The organism is Sphingomicrobium sp. (assembly GCA_036563485.1).
GTDB lineage: Bacteria > Pseudomonadota > Alphaproteobacteria > Sphingomonadales > Sphingomonadaceae > Sphingomicrobium.
Genome location: DATCMI010000001.1, coordinates 1,833,082 through 1,847,949 on the forward strand (window position 1 = coordinate 1,833,082; position 14,868 = coordinate 1,847,949).

Consider the following 14,868-nt stretch of genomic DNA (forward strand, 5'->3'; position numbering starts at 1 on the left):
GGAGCGGCACGGTAGGAAGCGACGCCTGAGCTGGTGAGCCAGGATCGAGAAGCGGGGTCACAAACGGTTTTACCGGGAGGGACCAAGGTAGATCGAACACCGGCAGATCCTTCGCTCGGCGCAGTGGGGGCTGGCAGAAATGCCGGCCCCCATTTCTGTTTGAACTCGCCGCATTCGATGCCCTGCGCGACCCCTAATCTTTAAAATCATGCCTTTGTTGAAGAAGGCGGAAACGAAAGTCAGCCTGCGCGTTCAGCGATTCAGGTGGGCGGCGGCAATTGTGCCGCTGGAGCGGCGGGTGACCCCGCGAAGTACTCCTTTGCGGGACCCGTGTTGGGCGCGAAGGAGTGTCACGTGCTCAAGATCGCCGCTCTCATCATCGCCTCGGCCGCAGGATCGCTGGCCACCGCAGCAACCACCAGCAGCTCCGAAGCGATGCTCGCCTCGCATTCGCCGTGGTGGGAAAAAGTGACGGTCACCATGAGCGGCGACGGCAACCCGCAATCCTGCCGCTACGAAACAAGCGTGAAGCCCAGCGCGACCGAACATTGCGATGTTGCGTCCACCCAAGCAGCTGCGATCGGCAAGAGTTCGTCGGGCGACGGCACCGTTACCCGGATCACTTTCGAGCGCCGCTTCACGCCCGGCGAGACGCCGGTGAAACCGGAACTTTCGACGGGCGACACTTTGCTCGGTGGGCAGGTGATGGCGATCAACATTGGCAATGACGGCAAGGTCAAAGGCTGCAAGGTAGTCGCCATGTCGGGAGCGATGCGTCCGGAATATAGCTGTGCCGACGCAAGCGCGGAGCGGTTCGAGGCCAGCCTTGGGACCGGTAAGCCGACAGAGCGGCAAGGCTATATGACCATCATCGTGTACGGCCATTCTGAATATATGGTTTGAACGAACCAAACGGGTAAATAGTTCTTGACATCGTAACGCTCTTTAGGTACACGTCAGGAACAGTCAAGAATAGCGAGTCGGGCCAGCCGGTCCGCTCCGAACGGGCGGCGCCTTCAAAGAGGCGGCCGCCCGTTTCTTTGGTGATCAGCGCCACGCGCCGGTCGGTAACGGTCGGGCAAATGAGTGGTGCGAAGCGACGTTGAGGTGTCGAACGCCGCTCGCGGGCGGCTGCGGCACTTGATCAGTCAGCCGCTATCGGTCGGCGGGCTGCTGGAGTTCGATGCGGAGTTCGAACTCTGCGCGCATCGCAACCAGCTGCCGCCCAGGATGGAGGGTTGGCGGACATGGTTGCTGCTTGCTGGGCGGGGATTTGGAAAGACGCGCGCGGCGCCGAATGGGTCTTCAACCTTGCGAACGGCAAACCGCGGCTGCGGATCGCCCTTGTCGGCGGGACGATCGCGGAAGCTCGCCCAATCACAGGTTCGGTTGGTTCATGCGCTGCGCGGCAAAAGCGCGCGCGCCGAACCGATCGCCCTGAAGTTCGAGAGCGGGACGGCCTTCTTTGCCGGTGAGTTTCCGGACCTCGAAGCGGAGCTCGGCGGATTGATCGCGGGCGGCGGGTATCAGGGACCGGAAGATCGCCGGACCGCGCGGACGCGATGGTTTGAGCTATGACGGTCCTGAGCGAGACGAGGAGCGGAGTGCCGCGCGTGCGGAGGTTGTGATAAGAGTAGCAGCGAGTCGAACGGCAAGGGGGACGTGCCATGGCGACCGTTGCGGGCAATTTCGAAATTCGTGAACGCAGGCCGGACAATTTGTCTGGGACACCGCGCGCCCATTCCGTCGATCGCTGGATCTTCGTCGGGATGGCGCTTTGGTTTATCTTGATCGTGCTGGTCGGGTTCGTGCCGGATTCGATGATGAAGCTGGGCATGATCAAGGCCGGCATGCGGCCGCCGTTCCCGCTGGTGCTGCACCTTCATGCGTTGCTGATGGGATCGTTCTTGCTGCTCCTTCTGGCGCAGACGGTAATGGTCGCAACCGGTCGCTGTGGGCTGCACAAGCAGGTTGGCATCGCCGCGTTCTTACTGGTTCCGGCGCTGGTGGTCGTCGGCCTGATCCTGGCACCGACGATGTATTACCAGGTGTGGGGCGGAGCGAAGTTCGGCCCGCCGCCGGTTCGTGAGGCACTGGCTCCAGTGGTGCCGCTCGTCGAGAACATCCTGCTGCTGCAGATCAGCGGCGGGCTGCTGTTCGCTTTGTTCATGGGCATTGCACTTGGAGCGCGAACCAACCGCCCGGGTCTGCACAAGAGAATCATCTTCTTGGCGACAGCAGTGCCGATCGAGGCCGCAATCGATCGGATGTTCTGGTTGCCGTCGACAATGCCCGCGGCTCCCTTGTCGGGGCAGATGTTTGTGTTGCTGGCGGTCGCGCCGATGTTGGTGTGGGACGTGCTGCGCAACCGGCGGGTTCATGAGGCCTATAAGGTTTGGCTTGCGGTGTTCCTGCCGGTGATTGCGCTGGTGAATTTGGCCTGGGACAAGCCGTGGTGGCATGCTGCGGCGCAGCGGATCATGGGGGTTTAACCGCGTGGTTCGGCGCAAGCCGTCAGTGGATCGACTGTAATGACGACAAACGGTCGTCGTCCCCGCCAACTCTCGTACTCTCTTCGACGCAAAGGCTGCGTTCGCCTAGCGAACATGCGTTTACGCTCGGGTACTCAGTCAGGAACGATCGATGGGGTGATCGTTCGCGACCATCCCCACGTTCTAAATCTTTGCTGACGACGGGTCGGTGCCCTCCTCTCGGACGGCTCCGACGGACACATAAAACTCAACATCACGGGCGCCGAGTTGGCCGGCTATGCGGTTTACGGCAGCTCCGTCCGAGCGGCCTTGGAGCCGCTGGTAAGCAGCTTTGTTGTGCACCTATACGACGGCGGGTCCGCTTTGCGGCCGCCCGATCAACAGACCGCGTGGGCCACTAGCGATCACCAGCTTGGCAGCAGCTGGAATGGAAAAGAGGGAGCTCGCATTGAGCGAGAGCATCAGGCCTCAGGCGGCCCCGCGGTGTTGAGGATGTCGTACTATGATGCCGCACGCGACTATCAGTCGGCGGAGGCGAGAGCCCGTGCGGGTGGCAAGGGTGTGCGTGAGGAGCAGATTGAGCTCCCAGCCGTACTTGCCGCGTCGGACGCAAAGTCGCTCGTGCATGAGATCATCGCAGCGCGGTCGACACGCCGGGACAGGCTCACTCTCCGGCTGCCGCCGTCCTTCGCCGCTCTCGAGCCAGGTGAACACATCCGCTTACCCACCGATCCGAGAACGTGGACGGTGGAAAAATGCACCATAGAGGGGTTTGTCGTGACCGCGGAACTTACCCCCCGATGAGGCAACTTCCCACGATAGCTGCCGAGCCTGGTCGGATCATCGGCAGTCCGGACAATCCACTCGAACCGGTCATGCTCGCGCTGTTCGAAGCGCCGACGGAGTTGCGGCAGAACCCGGAGCCACTGCTCTTGCTCGCAGCGAGTTCTCCCGGCCCCAGCTGGAGACGCTATGGCGTAGAAATCCGCCACGCGGAGCAGAGCTACGCCATGCGGACGTCCGGACGAAGGTCGGTGCTAGGCCGTGCCGCCGCAGGGATCGAGGCCACGGCGGACTGTTGTGAAGTCATGCTCCATGATCCGGAGCAATGGCTCACCAGCTGTACCGACGAAGACCTGCGGAGCGGCGCAAATCTTGCTCTGCTAGGCCGAGAGGTCATTCAGTTCGGTCGCTGTACGCCGAAGGGGGGCGGGCGCTTCGAGCTCGGGCGATTGGCGCGTGGACGACTTGGCACGAGCGGGATTGAACATCCACGATCTGTTCCGTTTGTGCTTCTTGATCGCGGTTCGTTGGAACCGGTGCGCTTGCCCGTTTGGGTGCCCGGCGAGACCGTGGAAGCAACCATTCCCGGCACAGAGGCACGAACAGTGCTTACGCCGACCATTGCTGGTCAGGATCCAGTCTTCACCAAATACTAGCTACCGTTCGAAGCCATCCGCGGCGCCTTCGTATCCCAGCCGTAAACGTCGGGAAGATAGGTCAGCTTGCCGTCGCGTACCTGCGCGGTGGTATAGGTCAGGTAGATGGGAACTCCGCGCGGCAGCTGCACCTGAATTTCAGCGTCAGTGCCTGGTGCCACCGGCTCCGATCCGAGGAGCCAACGGCCGAAGCGCTTGGCATCTTCAAGACGAACACAGCCGTTCGACAGGTACCGGCTGGAGCGCGCGAAATACTCCTTGTGCGGCGTGTCGTGGAGGAAGATGTCGAGGTTGTTGGGGAAGGGAAATTTCAGATCCCCCATGCTATTGTCGTCCTGCGGCTTCTGACGAATGCGAATCTGCGTCTTGCCTGAAGCCACCGATTTCCAATCAACCTTGCTGTTCGGCACGACCTCTGCAGCGGCGGTCCAATCCTTCATGACTTGGTAGCCACGGCTCCTCAGGTAGGAATCCCCCATAGTCAGATAGTTCTGAGCGATCTTGCGGACGAGGTGGTCAGGCGCGTTCCAATAGGGATTATAGACCATGTAGTACATGATGCTGGCGATCATCGGCGTCTTGTAGTCGGTCTTGCCCACGACGATTTTCATCGAGTCCACGGGGCGGCCATTCTCGAACATCGTCATCAGCTGAGTGCCGGAATCGACGACGATGAACTTGCCCGTGGCGGGAATGGAGCGGACGCGGTCAAGGTTTGCGAGCAGCCGCGCGTCGGGCGCCATTGTGCCGCTGGCCTGCGCCTGCATCCAGGCAGCATCCCGCAACTGCTTGTACAGCGGGTTGATGTCCGAGACTGTCGCGACGTGGCTAGCAAGCGAGGGGGCAGCCTTCGCCGTCAGAAGAATGGACTCAACGCCGGTCCCTTGCGGGCGCAACTGGTCATAGGAATAAACCATGCCCGGCGTGGGCCGTTTAACCGCCTGCACATACTGAACCCATGCGCCGGAAAGCACGCGATCGGCAGCGGCAACATCAGCCGGGTTGCCCGTAGCAGCCCGAGCAGTTGCTGCACGCACTTGCGCGGCGAGCTGCGGCCCACCCGCGAAGCCATCGATGGGTGCACGATCCAGGACTGCCGCCAGCTGCGCAGCTGCCTGTACTTGCCCGCCCCCCCGGAACCAGATTGGTCCGGGGTTGAAGGTGCGGTAGAAATTGTCGACGGCTGCAGCGAGTGCTTCCTGCGAATAGCCGGACACAGCGACCGGCTGCGCGACTGACACGCTGGCACTCGATGCCGCCACAGCGCCGAGCCACAGACCCGCAGATTTCCAATTCACCAGCCGCACACCATCCCCCTTCAGTTTGTTCGATAAGGCTACGCGGCTTTATTCCATAGCCAAGCTGCATTCGGCATGAACCGGCATTCGCTTGGGGGCTGTTGCCTGTACGCAACCCGTGGTGGTCAGCGCTTGTCTTTTTCTCTCCTGCCGCGATAGGCGGGCCGTTCAGAAAAGCACGCTGAAGGGATATCCATGAAGATCGACGGCACCGCTGCAGTAGTCACGGGAGGCGCATCTGGCCTTGGCGAGGCAACTGCCCGCGAACTGGCGCGCCGCGGCGCGAAGGTTGCAGTGTTCGACCGGGACCAAGAGCGTGGTGAGAAGGTCGCAAGCGAAATCGGCGGCATTTTCTGCGAAGTCGACGTGACGTCGGACGAAAAGGTCGCCGCAGCGTTCGCCAAAGCCCGGGAAGCCCACGGGCAGGAGAGGATCCTGGTTAACTGCGCTGGCGTCGCGAACGCAGCAAAGACCGTTGGACGAGACAAGGAAACCAAGGCTGCGAAGCGATACCCGATTCAGCAGTTCGAACTGGCGATACAGATCAACCTGATCGGTACGTTCCGCTGCATCGCCAACGCTTCTTTTGGAATGGTCGATGCCGAGCCGATGGAAGACGGCGAGAAGGGCGTGATCATCAATACGGCGTCCGTGGCCGCAGAAGACGGGCAGATCGGCCAGGCTGCCTATTCCGCCTCGAAGGGCGGGGTTCTGGCGATGACCCTACCGATTGCTCGTGACCTGATGGGCGAGGGTGTCCGAGTCAACACGATCCTACCCGGCGTGTTCAAGACACCGATGGTCGGCATGATGCCGCAGAACGTCCAGGATGCGCTGGGCGCGCAGGTGCCGTTTCCCAAGCGGCTCGGGCAGCCCGAAGAATATGCGCGGCTCGCCTGCTTCCTCATCGAAAACCCCTACATGAACGCGGCATCCGTTCGGCTTGACGGCGGCATTCGGATGGCGCCGCGTTGAACTCCGACTATTTGGGGCTAGTCGATGAACTAGCCGAGGCGGCGAAGCAGGCAGGCGAGGCGATCCTTCAGATCGTCAGGCGCGGCTTCGAGGTCGAGCTCAAGAGCGATACGTCGCCGGTCACAGAGGCGGACCGTGCGGCAGAGCTGGTGATCCTCGCCGCGCTGGCCCGAGCCGCACCGGGAGTGCCGGTGATCGCCGAGGAAGAAGTCGCCGCAGGCCGCATTCCGGCACACGATGATACCTATTTCCTGGTCGATCCGCTCGATGGCACCAAGGAGTTCATTCGAGGTGGCGACGATTACACGGTCAACATCGGCCTGATCGAGCGCGGCACTCCCAAAGTGGGCGTCGTTTTCGCACCTGCAACGAGACGGTTGCACGGCGGCTGCGTCGGGGAGGGCGCCTGGCTGGACGAAGGCGATGGGCGGCAAGTCATCAAAACCCGTGAGCGGCCGCAGGAGCTAACCGCCGTCGCATCCAAGTCGCACCTCAATCAGGCGACAATCGACTATCTGCAAGCGGCGGCCGGCAAGTGCGGCTATGTTTCCGTGGGCTCGTCCTTGAAGTTTTGCATCGTCGCGGAAGGGCGCGCTGACATCTATCCACGGGCAGCGCCGACCAGCGAGTGGGATACGGCCGCAGGCCATGCAGTCTTGGTTGCGGCCGGAGGCCTTGTCGACGGTCCCGACGGCGATGCGCTTCGCTACGGCAAGCGCGCATTCCTCAATCGAGCCTTCGTCGCGACATCCGGTTGGAAGGCGCCACGGCTCGAACCATTCCTCGAGCCCTTCTCCGGCGGTGGAGAGCTGCCCGCCGGCGTCTAAGCGGCGGGATTTTCCTCGACCTGACCCTCCGCGTCAGGGGGTTGAATCGGCCAAGGTTGTATCCATTCTGGACGAAAATTCGGCCGTGGGAGCGTGGGCCGTCGCAGCTGCATCGCTTCGACCTGCAACCTCACAAGCTCGATATGTGCACAAAGTTCGACGGCCTCTAGCCGTCCCTCGGCCGCACCGAGCTCCCTCGCAAGACGCCGCGCCTCGCCAAGCGCTACGGAGAGCTCGGCAAGCCAGCGTGCGCGCTCTGCCGCAAGTGACTCTCTTGATCCTTTCACGAACACGCCCCCGGGTCGCTTGCGCTGCTTCTATCGTCCTCAGTTAGTTTTTCATTAGCTCTGCACCGTTCTGGAGCCGAAATTGCCTGACTTTTCTCCAGAATGCGCGTTATCCAAGTCATGCTCGGTCAGTTTCGATTGCCAGGGGACACCCATGGACGCGATCCAGACGTTCACAGCCGAGCACTCCTATTTAGATCAGCCGCCAGTCCTGATTAGCGCAAGCAGCGAAGCCGCGCAGGAACGGGCCGTGCGGACGGTGACTAGCACAGGGCGGCGTATCGCCGGTTGTGTTCCGATCGAAGCCGCCATGGAGCGGATCGACCTGCAGATCTCGGCGACCGCTGTGTGGATCGAACTCGATCGGGATTGCGGCGGCGCCATGGATGCGCTGCTGACCGGCGTCAGCGATGACGTGCGCGCGGGCCGTTACGCGGCGGTTGTATCGAGCACCCGTCCGCTGGTCGATGCCGTCGCTGCCGGCGTCGATGAGGGGCGCGTCGAATTCCTCGTGGACGCGGATGAAGCGGAACGCGCTGCCGCGCTGGCTATCGCAACGAGCGAAGCAGTTATTCGAGGCCAAAGGTTGTCCGATATCGCTTCGGACCAAAACGCCGCCCGGCTGCGGCAGCTTAGCGATGAGGTGAGCCGGATCGCAGCCACACTTTCACGGCTTTCGGCTGCTCCGCCGGCCGTTGCGGCCAGGGCGGAGGTCCCTAGTTCCGCCGAGCCGGCGCCCGAGGTCTCTGCGGATACCGTCCGCGGCGTTATCCGCGCGCGGCGGCTGAGGACGCGTTATTTCGCTGACCACCTGTTTGCCGACCCCGCATGGGATATGCTTCTCGACCTTTTCCAGGCCGAGATCGCGCAGCTTCGCGTGCCGGTTTCGAGCCTTTGCATTGCCGCGGCCGTGCCCGCTACCACCGCGCTTCGTTGGCTCAAGACCAGGGTGGAGGAAGGCATTTTTATCCGCCGTGCCGACCCGCACGACGGCAGGCGCGTGTTCGTCGAACTCGCCCCGGCGTCGAGCGACGCGATGCGCCGCTACTTCGCGGAGGTTGGCAAAGCCGCGGCGATTTGATGGTGGGCGGTGACGGGCTCGAACCGCCGACCCTCTCGGTGTAAACGAGATGCTCTACCAACTGAGCTAACCGCCCGGGCTTGATGCGCGGTGCCATGCCAGGCCGATCAGGTCAAAGGCTTATCCAGCCTGTGAGCGCAAGCAGGATCAAAGTGCCGGCAGCACTGAGGAGCAGCGAAAGCATGCAGCCGGTGCGGTTCGAGAAGAACAGGAACATGCCGGCCCAAACGCTGCGCCGGCCCTACAAGGTCCGCACGAGTTTCACCGCCACGCCTAGCCAAGGAGGATTGGCCACGATCTGTTGCCTACCACCGGGTTCCAGCGGCAAGATCTGCAGCTTCTCGGCGTCACGATTGATTAGCCTCCCAAAGAGGAACCGACCGGCCGGACGGGGCACGAGCACATCGCGGTTCAACGCCCGGCCATAGTCCTCCGGAACTAGGCTTTCGCACCATAGCTCGTCGCCCGAGCGGTAATCGCCGAGGCTCCCGGCGACGATCAGCGCCATCTGCCCAGCTTCGACCCGCGGCGGGACGACGATCGCCGCCTTCCTCGGCGCCGCAGCACCGCCGGGTCCGAGGATCGCAACCACATTGAGCTCGCTCACGTCCCCGCCGCCGGCGACAAGATCCTGGGCATCGACACCGAGCGCATTGGCGATGCGGTTCAGCCAACCAACGGAGACAGTTCGCGTGCCGGTCTCGAGACGGCCGATGGTTTGTGCGGTCGTCGGCGGGTCGCAACGGCGAGCAACGTCATCGAGCGTCAGCCCGCGCGCACGGCGCACTTCTCGAATTCTCGTAATCATGCCCCCTCCGCGATAACCAAACCGGTTTTTCTCCTGTCCTACATCTTCGCCGCTGTGGCAAGCGGAACCTAACGATTCGGAGGAGCGGCGGGGATGCAAGGAATGAAGGAAGCTAAACTGTTGGAAGAGCAGCCGATGATCGGGGATGCGTCGGCCGTCGGCGGTGTTCAGTTGAGCCGTAGCCGCTCAGTCACCGTGAACATCACCGAGTCACCCCTGGGATGGCTGTTCGCGCGGGGGCATCTAACGAGGCGCCAGTTCGACGCCGGCGAACGCTTGCGGTCTGATTGGGAGCGGGCGCAGCTCGCGCCCCGGCTCACCATGTCGTGGGATCAGGCCCCGATGGCACGAACCCGCGGCGGAGCAGCGCACGCGCCGGACCTGAACGGATCCCAACTCGACGCCAAGCGGCGCTTCGACGAAGCCGTGGCGGCGGCTGGGCCCGGCCTTGCTGACATCCTGTGGCGGATAGTCTGTGCCGGCGAAGGCATGCGGGAGGCGGAGACGGCGCTGGCCTGGCCTGCGCGGGCCGGCAAGCTGGTTCTCACGCTCGCGCTGGACCGCGTCGCAGCTTATTACCGAATAGGCTGAAGCCTAGTCCTTGCGGCTGCCGCGATGATCGGCGGGAGCACCTGCATGCGAGACGCTCGAGCTCTTCGCGTCTTTGTCTCGCTTTTGAACACGGTCGCGGACCGTCGGATCCCGCATGTTGTTGCGGGCTTCGTCCTTGCCGCTGTTGCTGCGCATCTGCTCACCTTTCGCTGTGATATTGTCCAGCTCAACGAGCGGCGGCAGGGGAGTTTCCGTTCGACAAGAAGGATTAGGCGCATGATTCTGTACGGTTCGTCGCTCTCGCCATTTGTACGCAAGGTCCTGGCCTTCGCGGCCGAGAAGGGCATCGAACTCGAACTTCAGGCGGGCGGCATTCCACGGCCAACCGCGGAATTCCTCGAAGCGAGCCCATTCGGGAAGATGCCCGCCCTTCGCGACGAAGATTTCGCGCTCGCCGATTCCAGCGCCATCATCCACTATTTGGAAGCAAAGCAGCCCGAGCCGGCGCTGATTCCGAGCGATCCCCAAATGCGTGGCAAGACGATCTGGTTCGAGGAGTTCGCGGATACGATCCTTTTCGCCTGCGGGGCGAAGATCTTCTTCAACCTAGTGGTCGCGCCGCGCTTTCTCGGTCGTCCCGGCGATCCCGAGGTTGCCCGGAACGCCGAGCTCAACGACTTGCCCCCAGTGCTGGACTATCTTGAGCGGGTCGTGCCGGACGGGGACGGATATCTGGTTGGGGACCAGCTTACGCTCGCGGACATCGCCGTTTCGTCACCTTTTGCAAACTTCCGCCACACTGGGACGCGGGTCGATCCGGATCGCTACCCGCGGACGGTCGCTTACGTCGACCGCATTCTCGCGCGGCCGTCATTCGCGCCGTGGATCGAGCGCGAAACCGAAATTCTGGCGCGTACAGCGGCATGAACGAAAAGGCGCCGCGCCTCGGCTGAGGCGCGGCGCCAATTTGGTAGGCGAAGACTCGGTTAGAAGCCGCCGCCAGAGCCGCCGGAGCCGCCGCCGCCCGTGAAGCCGCCGCCGCCGCCGGTCGAACCGGAGCCGGATTCGTCTTCTTCATCGTCGAGCGCGCCGCGGCCCTGTTCGGCGAAATCGCTGCCGCCGGTGGCATTGGCGCTGGATGCGCTGCCTTGGCCGCCGCTTCCGCCTTCCTGCAGGTAATCGTCCGAGCCGGTGCCCTGGGCTCCGATGAACCCTTCACCGGTGGTCGCAGTGTCGCTGCTGCCGCCGCCCGGGCCGCCCTGGCTGCCGTAGCCGGTCTCGCCGCCGCCCAGATCGGAAGCATTGCCGAGGTCACCGGCGCCCGCGGTTCCGCCGCCCTGCTGGTCGAGCGTCGCCGTATCGCCGCCTTGCGAGCCCTGGGCCTGACCGCTCGAGCTCTGGCCGCCAAAGTCCGCGCCCTGACTCAGCGTCGTACCGCTGCCCGTCGCGCTGTCATTGCCGCCGATCGGCTGGCCACTCATGCCGCCACCCTGGCTCGTCTCGTCGCTGCTCTGGCCGCCGAAGCCGCCATCCGAGCCCTGGCTGCTCATCGTCTGCTGCGAACCCAGGCCGCCGGACTGCTGCTGTCCCTGCTGCCCGAACTCGTTCTGCTGGCTCTGCTGGCCGGTCGTCTGCTGCTGACCACCGCTGCTCGCGTTGGTGTCGAACCGATCGTCGTCCCGTTCTTCAGCCATATCGGAATCTCCTCCTATGGCCCCCGCTGTGCTCTGCGACGTTAAACATGGGGTGGGCGGCCCCCGTTCCGCTTCGCCAACGAGCTTTGCGACGAACGGCTCGGCGCAAAGAAAAGGCCGCCGCCCGGCGGGGCAGCGGCCTTGAACTTTCCAGTCGGAGGAGAAGCCTAGGCGTTCTCGTCCGCGCCCTCATCAGCCGGAGCAGCAGCCGCGGCTTCGGCGGTGGCGCCCGGCTCGGCGTTCGGATCGTAATCCTCGGTGAACGCCGCGGTGTCCCGCTCGAACATCTGCGCCATGACGTCGACGCCCTGGGCCTGCAGTTCGGCTTCTTCCGGCGAGCGGGCGACGTTGACCTTGACCGTCACCGACACTTCCGGGTGAAGCGCGATCTTCACGTCGTGCATGCCGATCGCCTTGATCGGGCGGTCGAGCACGACCTGGCTCTTCGTCACGCTCGCGCCGTCGGCCTCAAGAGCTTCGATGATGTCACGAGCACTTACCGAACCGTAGAGCTGGCCGGTGTTCGACGCTTGGCGGATGAGCTGGACGGTCTTGCCGTCGATGCCCTTCGATGCCTTTTCGGCGTCGCCGCGACGGTTAGCGTTTTCTTCCTCAATCCGCGCGCGGTTCGCCTCGAACAGCTTGCGATTCGATTCATTGGCGCGGAGCGCCTTCTTGCGCGGTAAAAGATAGTTGCGGGCGAACCCGTCCTTGACCTTCACCACGTCGCCAATGGCGCCGAGCTTCTCGACGCGCTCAAGCAGAATGACTTCCATGACTTAAGCGCTCCTTACTTCACGACGTAGGGAAGAAGGCCGATGTGGCGGGCGCGCTTGATGGCGCGGGCCAGCTCACGCTGCTTCTTCGAGGAGACCGCGGTGATGCGGCTCGGAACGATCTTGCCGCGCTCGGATACGAAACCCTGAAGCAGGCGAACGTCCTTGTAGTCGATGCGCGGGGCGTCCTTGCCCGAGAACGGGCAAGACTTGCGGCGGCGGAAAAATGCACGGGCCATTATTCAGCCTCCTCTTCGCGGGCGCGGAAGCTGCCGCGTTCCTCGCGGTCACCGCGCTCGCCGCGGTCACCACGCGAGCGCTCTTTCTCGCTACGGCGCATCATCGCCGAAGGGCCGCTCTCATGCTCATCGACCTTGAGGGTCAGAAAGCGGATCACGTCTTCGTTGATGTTCGACTGGCGCTCGAGTTCGGCAACGGCCTGCGCCGGCGCATCGAGGTCGAGCATCACGTAGTGAGCCTTGCGATTCTTGGCGATGCGATAGGCGAGCGAACGGAGACCCCAGGTCTCGGTCTTCACGACCTGCCCGCCATTGTCCTGGACGATCTTGGTAGCGTTTTCCGCAAGCGCATCGACCTGGGCCTGGGCGAGGTCCTGACGCGCGAGGAAAACATGCTCGTAAAGCGGCATGCTTCTTCTCTTTGTTGGCCGATCGCTGACGCCGCCCAATGCGAACGCCCCTCCGGCTGTCGTTCCAAAAAACACTGGGGCGCGAGACCTGCTCGCACCCCATCTCCGGCGCCTATGGCCAAAAGGCCGCGGAAAATCAAGCTGCAGAGGCGGCCTGGCCTAAGTCTGGGCAGCAGCCGCGAAGCCGGTCGAGCAGGCCAGCGAGCTGCGCCGCTTCGTCATCGCTTAGATGATCGCCGATCAGCGACTGGATGGCGGCCGCATGGGCCGCCCACATCCGCTTGCGCAGGTCCTTGCCCGCCTGCGTGATCCTCACGATCTGCCCGCGCCCGTCCTCCTTGCAAATGTCGCGCTCGACAAGGCCGGCGCTCTCCAACCGGTCGATCAGGCGCGAGAGATTGGATTGGGGGAAGAGCAATCGGTCCTGGACATCGCGGGGGCGGGACGGCCCCTCGCGCTCCAACTCCCAAAGCAGGTCATACCACTCGATCGGCGGGAAGCCCGCGTCCTTCACGGCGCGCTCGATGCCGAGGACGACGCAGCGCTGGGCGCGCACGAGTCGCACGAATGCGGCCACGACCGGGTCGCTCGGGATCACTGGTGTGCAATCGTTCATGAAACTTCCTTAGCATTTACATGCATTTGCATCAAGTTTGACATTTAGATGCAAATGCATCATGTTCAATGCAGTTGCATCGAAACGGAGCGACCCAATGCCTGAACGCCTTCGCCTCATCAGTCACAAGCTGTGCCCCTTCGTGCAGCGCGCCGTCATCGTCGCCAAAGAGAAGGAGATCCCGTTCGAGCGAGTCGACGTCGATCTCGCCAACAAGCCGGACTGGTTCCTGAAGCTCTCGCCAACCGGCAAGGTCCCGGTGCTCGAAGTGACCGAAACAGACGGCTCGACTCACGTGCTGTTCGAAAGCTCGGTGATCGCCGAATATCTGGACGAAATCTCCGGCGAGCCGCTGCTGCCGCGCCAGCCGATCTCCAAAGCCCGGCAGCGCGCCTGGGTCGAGTTTGCTTCGGCGACCATCGCCGACATCGGCAAGCTTTATACCGCGCCGACCGAGGACGCCTATGCTGATGCGGCGCGGGCCTTGCGCGACCGGCTGCTCCAGCTTGAGCAGCAGGTCGAAGGTCCTTGGTTCGCGGGCAGCCGTTTCGGGTTGGTCGATGCAGCGTTCGCGCCGGCCTTCCGCTACCTCGAAGTGTTTGATTGGCGCATCGGGCGTGAGGTCGTGGAGCGGCCTGCAAAGGTCCGCGCCTGGTCGGATGCGCTCACAAAAAGGGACTCGGTCCGGACTGCCGTCCGCGACGATTATCCTGAACAGCTTATCGACTTCGTCATCGCCAAGAACTCGCATTTAGGCCGGTTGCTCGAGCGGCACGCACTCGAACTGGCCTGAACCGGTGGCGCCCTCCCGGTCTTCCCTCCTCCCCAGCCGCGGGAGGGCGTCACCTTACCTTCCGGAGAACTGAAATGCACAACGAACAATCCTCGTCGATCACCGCCGGCGTGACGCTTCTCAGGGTCGCCCTCGGTATCATGTACCTCGCGCACAGCATCGTCCTTAAAGTCATGGTGTTCGGGCTTGCCGGCACTGCGGGCTATTTCGTCTCGCTCGGCCTGCCTCGGTGGCTCGCTTATGCGACGATCGGTGCGGAAGCGATCGGCGGCGCCGCCATCCTGCTTGGCATCAAGGCAAGATGGTTCGCGCTCGCGCTTAGCCCCATCCTGGTTGGCGCCTTGTTCACTGCCCATGCCAATAATGGCTGGGTCTTCAGCGCACCTGGGGGCGGATGGGAATATCCAGCATATCTCGTCGTCCTCTCGTTCGCACAATTCCTGCTTGGGGACGGGGCGCTCGCCCTCAATCCGTCGAAGCGCCTTGGTGCGTCGGTCCGCCCCAGCGGGAACGTGAATCCGGCGCTCGCCTGACAACCACTTCCTAATTGCAAGACCTGGCGTCGCCGTGGCACATCCGTT

General features: G+C 63.3%; 17 protein-coding genes, 1 tRNA gene and 1 pseudogene. 10 read left to right on the forward strand and 9 right to left on the reverse strand.

Annotated features, from left to right (window positions below):
- Positions 1 to 354: 354 nt before the first annotated feature.
- The 3 genes and pseudogenes from VIL42_09555 (at position 355) to VIL42_09565 (ending at position 2,492) form a co-directional block, all read left to right on the forward strand.
- Positions 355 to 903: a hypothetical protein gene (locus VIL42_09555; GenBank protein HEY8593093.1), complete on the forward strand. Its 549-nt coding sequence runs from the start codon at positions 355 to 357 to the stop codon at positions 901 to 903.
- A gap of 480 nt (positions 904 to 1,383) precedes the next feature.
- A pseudogene (locus tag VIL42_09560) lies at positions 1,384 to 1,571 on the forward strand (ATP-binding protein).
- Positions 1,572 to 1,667: 96 nt separating this feature from the next.
- A complete protein-coding gene (locus VIL42_09565; protein HEY8593094.1) occupies positions 1,668 to 2,492 on the forward strand; it encodes a hypothetical protein in 825 nt (274 codons plus the stop codon).
- A gap of 1,435 nt (positions 2,493 to 3,927) precedes the next feature.
- Here VIL42_09565 and VIL42_09570 read toward each other — a convergent pair.
- Entirely contained in the window at positions 3,928 to 5,238 is a 1,311-nt protein-coding gene (locus tag VIL42_09570; protein HEY8593095.1) for a L,D-transpeptidase family protein, read from the reverse strand.
- A gap of 186 nt (positions 5,239 to 5,424) precedes the next feature.
- Between VIL42_09570 and VIL42_09575 the strand changes: the two genes are divergently transcribed.
- The 3 genes from VIL42_09575 to VIL42_09585 all read left to right on the forward strand — a co-directional run bounded on the left by VIL42_09575 (position 5,425) and on the right by VIL42_09585 (position 8,399).
- Entirely contained in the window at positions 5,425 to 6,204 is a 780-nt protein-coding gene (locus VIL42_09575; GenBank protein ID HEY8593096.1) for an SDR family NAD(P)-dependent oxidoreductase, read from the forward strand.
- A complete protein-coding gene (cysQ, locus tag VIL42_09580; protein HEY8593097.1) occupies positions 6,201 to 7,031 on the forward strand; it encodes a 3'(2'),5'-bisphosphate nucleotidase CysQ in 831 nt (276 codons plus the stop codon). The genes VIL42_09575 and cysQ overlap by 4 nt, the downstream gene beginning before the upstream one ends.
- Before the next feature lie 441 nt (positions 7,032 to 7,472).
- Positions 7,473 to 8,399 carry a MarR family transcriptional regulator gene (locus VIL42_09585; GenBank protein ID HEY8593098.1) on the forward strand — a complete coding sequence of 309 codons (927 nt, stop codon included), beginning with the start codon at positions 7,473 to 7,475 and terminating at the stop codon, positions 8,397 to 8,399.
- Here VIL42_09585 and VIL42_09590 read toward each other — a convergent pair.
- Positions 8,400 to 8,475: transfer RNA gene (locus VIL42_09590), tRNA-Val, on the reverse strand.
- Between the two features lie 165 nt (positions 8,476 to 8,640).
- Positions 8,641 to 9,207, reverse strand: a complete 567-nt coding sequence (locus VIL42_09595) for a helix-turn-helix domain-containing protein (protein HEY8593099.1) — start codon at positions 9,205 to 9,207, stop codon at positions 8,641 to 8,643.
- A gap of 135 nt (positions 9,208 to 9,342) precedes the next feature.
- On the opposite strand from VIL42_09595, the gene VIL42_09600 reads away from it, so the two are divergent.
- Positions 9,343 to 9,798 (forward strand): DUF6456 domain-containing protein, encoded by a 456-nt coding sequence (locus VIL42_09600; protein HEY8593100.1) that lies wholly within the window; start codon positions 9,343 to 9,345, stop codon positions 9,796 to 9,798.
- Between the two features lie 3 nt (positions 9,799 to 9,801).
- Here VIL42_09600 and VIL42_09605 read toward each other — a convergent pair whose 3' ends face one another.
- A complete protein-coding gene (locus VIL42_09605; protein ID HEY8593101.1) occupies positions 9,802 to 9,954 on the reverse strand; it encodes a hypothetical protein in 153 nt (50 codons plus the stop codon).
- A gap of 81 nt (positions 9,955 to 10,035) precedes the next feature.
- Here VIL42_09605 and VIL42_09610 point away from each other — a divergent pair, with 81 nt between their 5' ends.
- Positions 10,036 to 10,686, forward strand: a complete 651-nt coding sequence (locus VIL42_09610; protein ID HEY8593102.1) for a glutathione S-transferase family protein — start codon at positions 10,036 to 10,038, stop codon at positions 10,684 to 10,686.
- A 59-nt stretch (positions 10,687 to 10,745) separates the two neighbouring features.
- On the opposite strand, the gene VIL42_09615 is transcribed toward VIL42_09610, so the two are convergent.
- The 5 genes from VIL42_09615 to VIL42_09635 form a co-directional block, all read right to left on the reverse strand.
- Complete coding sequence (locus tag VIL42_09615; GenBank protein HEY8593103.1) at positions 10,746 to 11,453, reverse strand: hypothetical protein; 708 nt, start codon at positions 11,451 to 11,453, stop codon at positions 10,746 to 10,748.
- Between the two features lie 167 nt (positions 11,454 to 11,620).
- Positions 11,621 to 12,229 carry a 50S ribosomal protein L9 gene (rplI, locus tag VIL42_09620; protein ID HEY8593104.1) on the reverse strand — a complete coding sequence of 203 codons (609 nt, stop codon included), beginning with the start codon at positions 12,227 to 12,229 and terminating at the stop codon, positions 11,621 to 11,623.
- A gap of 14 nt (positions 12,230 to 12,243) precedes the next feature.
- A complete protein-coding gene (gene rpsR / locus VIL42_09625; protein HEY8593105.1) occupies positions 12,244 to 12,468 on the reverse strand; it encodes a 30S ribosomal protein S18 in 225 nt (74 codons plus the stop codon).
- Entirely contained in the window at positions 12,468 to 12,878 is a 411-nt protein-coding gene (gene rpsF, locus VIL42_09630; protein ID HEY8593106.1) for a 30S ribosomal protein S6, read from the reverse strand. Before rpsF ends, rpsR begins: the two co-directional genes overlap by 1 nt.
- 136 nt (positions 12,879 to 13,014) lie before the next feature.
- Complete coding sequence (locus VIL42_09635; GenBank protein ID HEY8593107.1) at positions 13,015 to 13,494, reverse strand: MarR family winged helix-turn-helix transcriptional regulator; 480 nt, start codon at positions 13,492 to 13,494, stop codon at positions 13,015 to 13,017.
- 97 nt (positions 13,495 to 13,591) lie between these two features.
- Here VIL42_09635 and VIL42_09640 point away from each other — a divergent pair, with 97 nt between their 5' ends.
- Both VIL42_09640 and VIL42_09645 read left to right on the forward strand, forming a co-directional pair.
- Positions 13,592 to 14,287 (forward strand): glutathione S-transferase family protein, encoded by a 696-nt coding sequence (locus VIL42_09640; GenBank protein HEY8593108.1) that lies wholly within the window; start codon positions 13,592 to 13,594, stop codon positions 14,285 to 14,287.
- A gap of 74 nt (positions 14,288 to 14,361) precedes the next feature.
- Positions 14,362 to 14,820, forward strand: a complete 459-nt coding sequence (locus VIL42_09645; protein ID HEY8593109.1) for a DoxX family protein — start codon at positions 14,362 to 14,364, stop codon at positions 14,818 to 14,820.
- Positions 14,821 to 14,868: the final 48 nt, after the last annotated feature.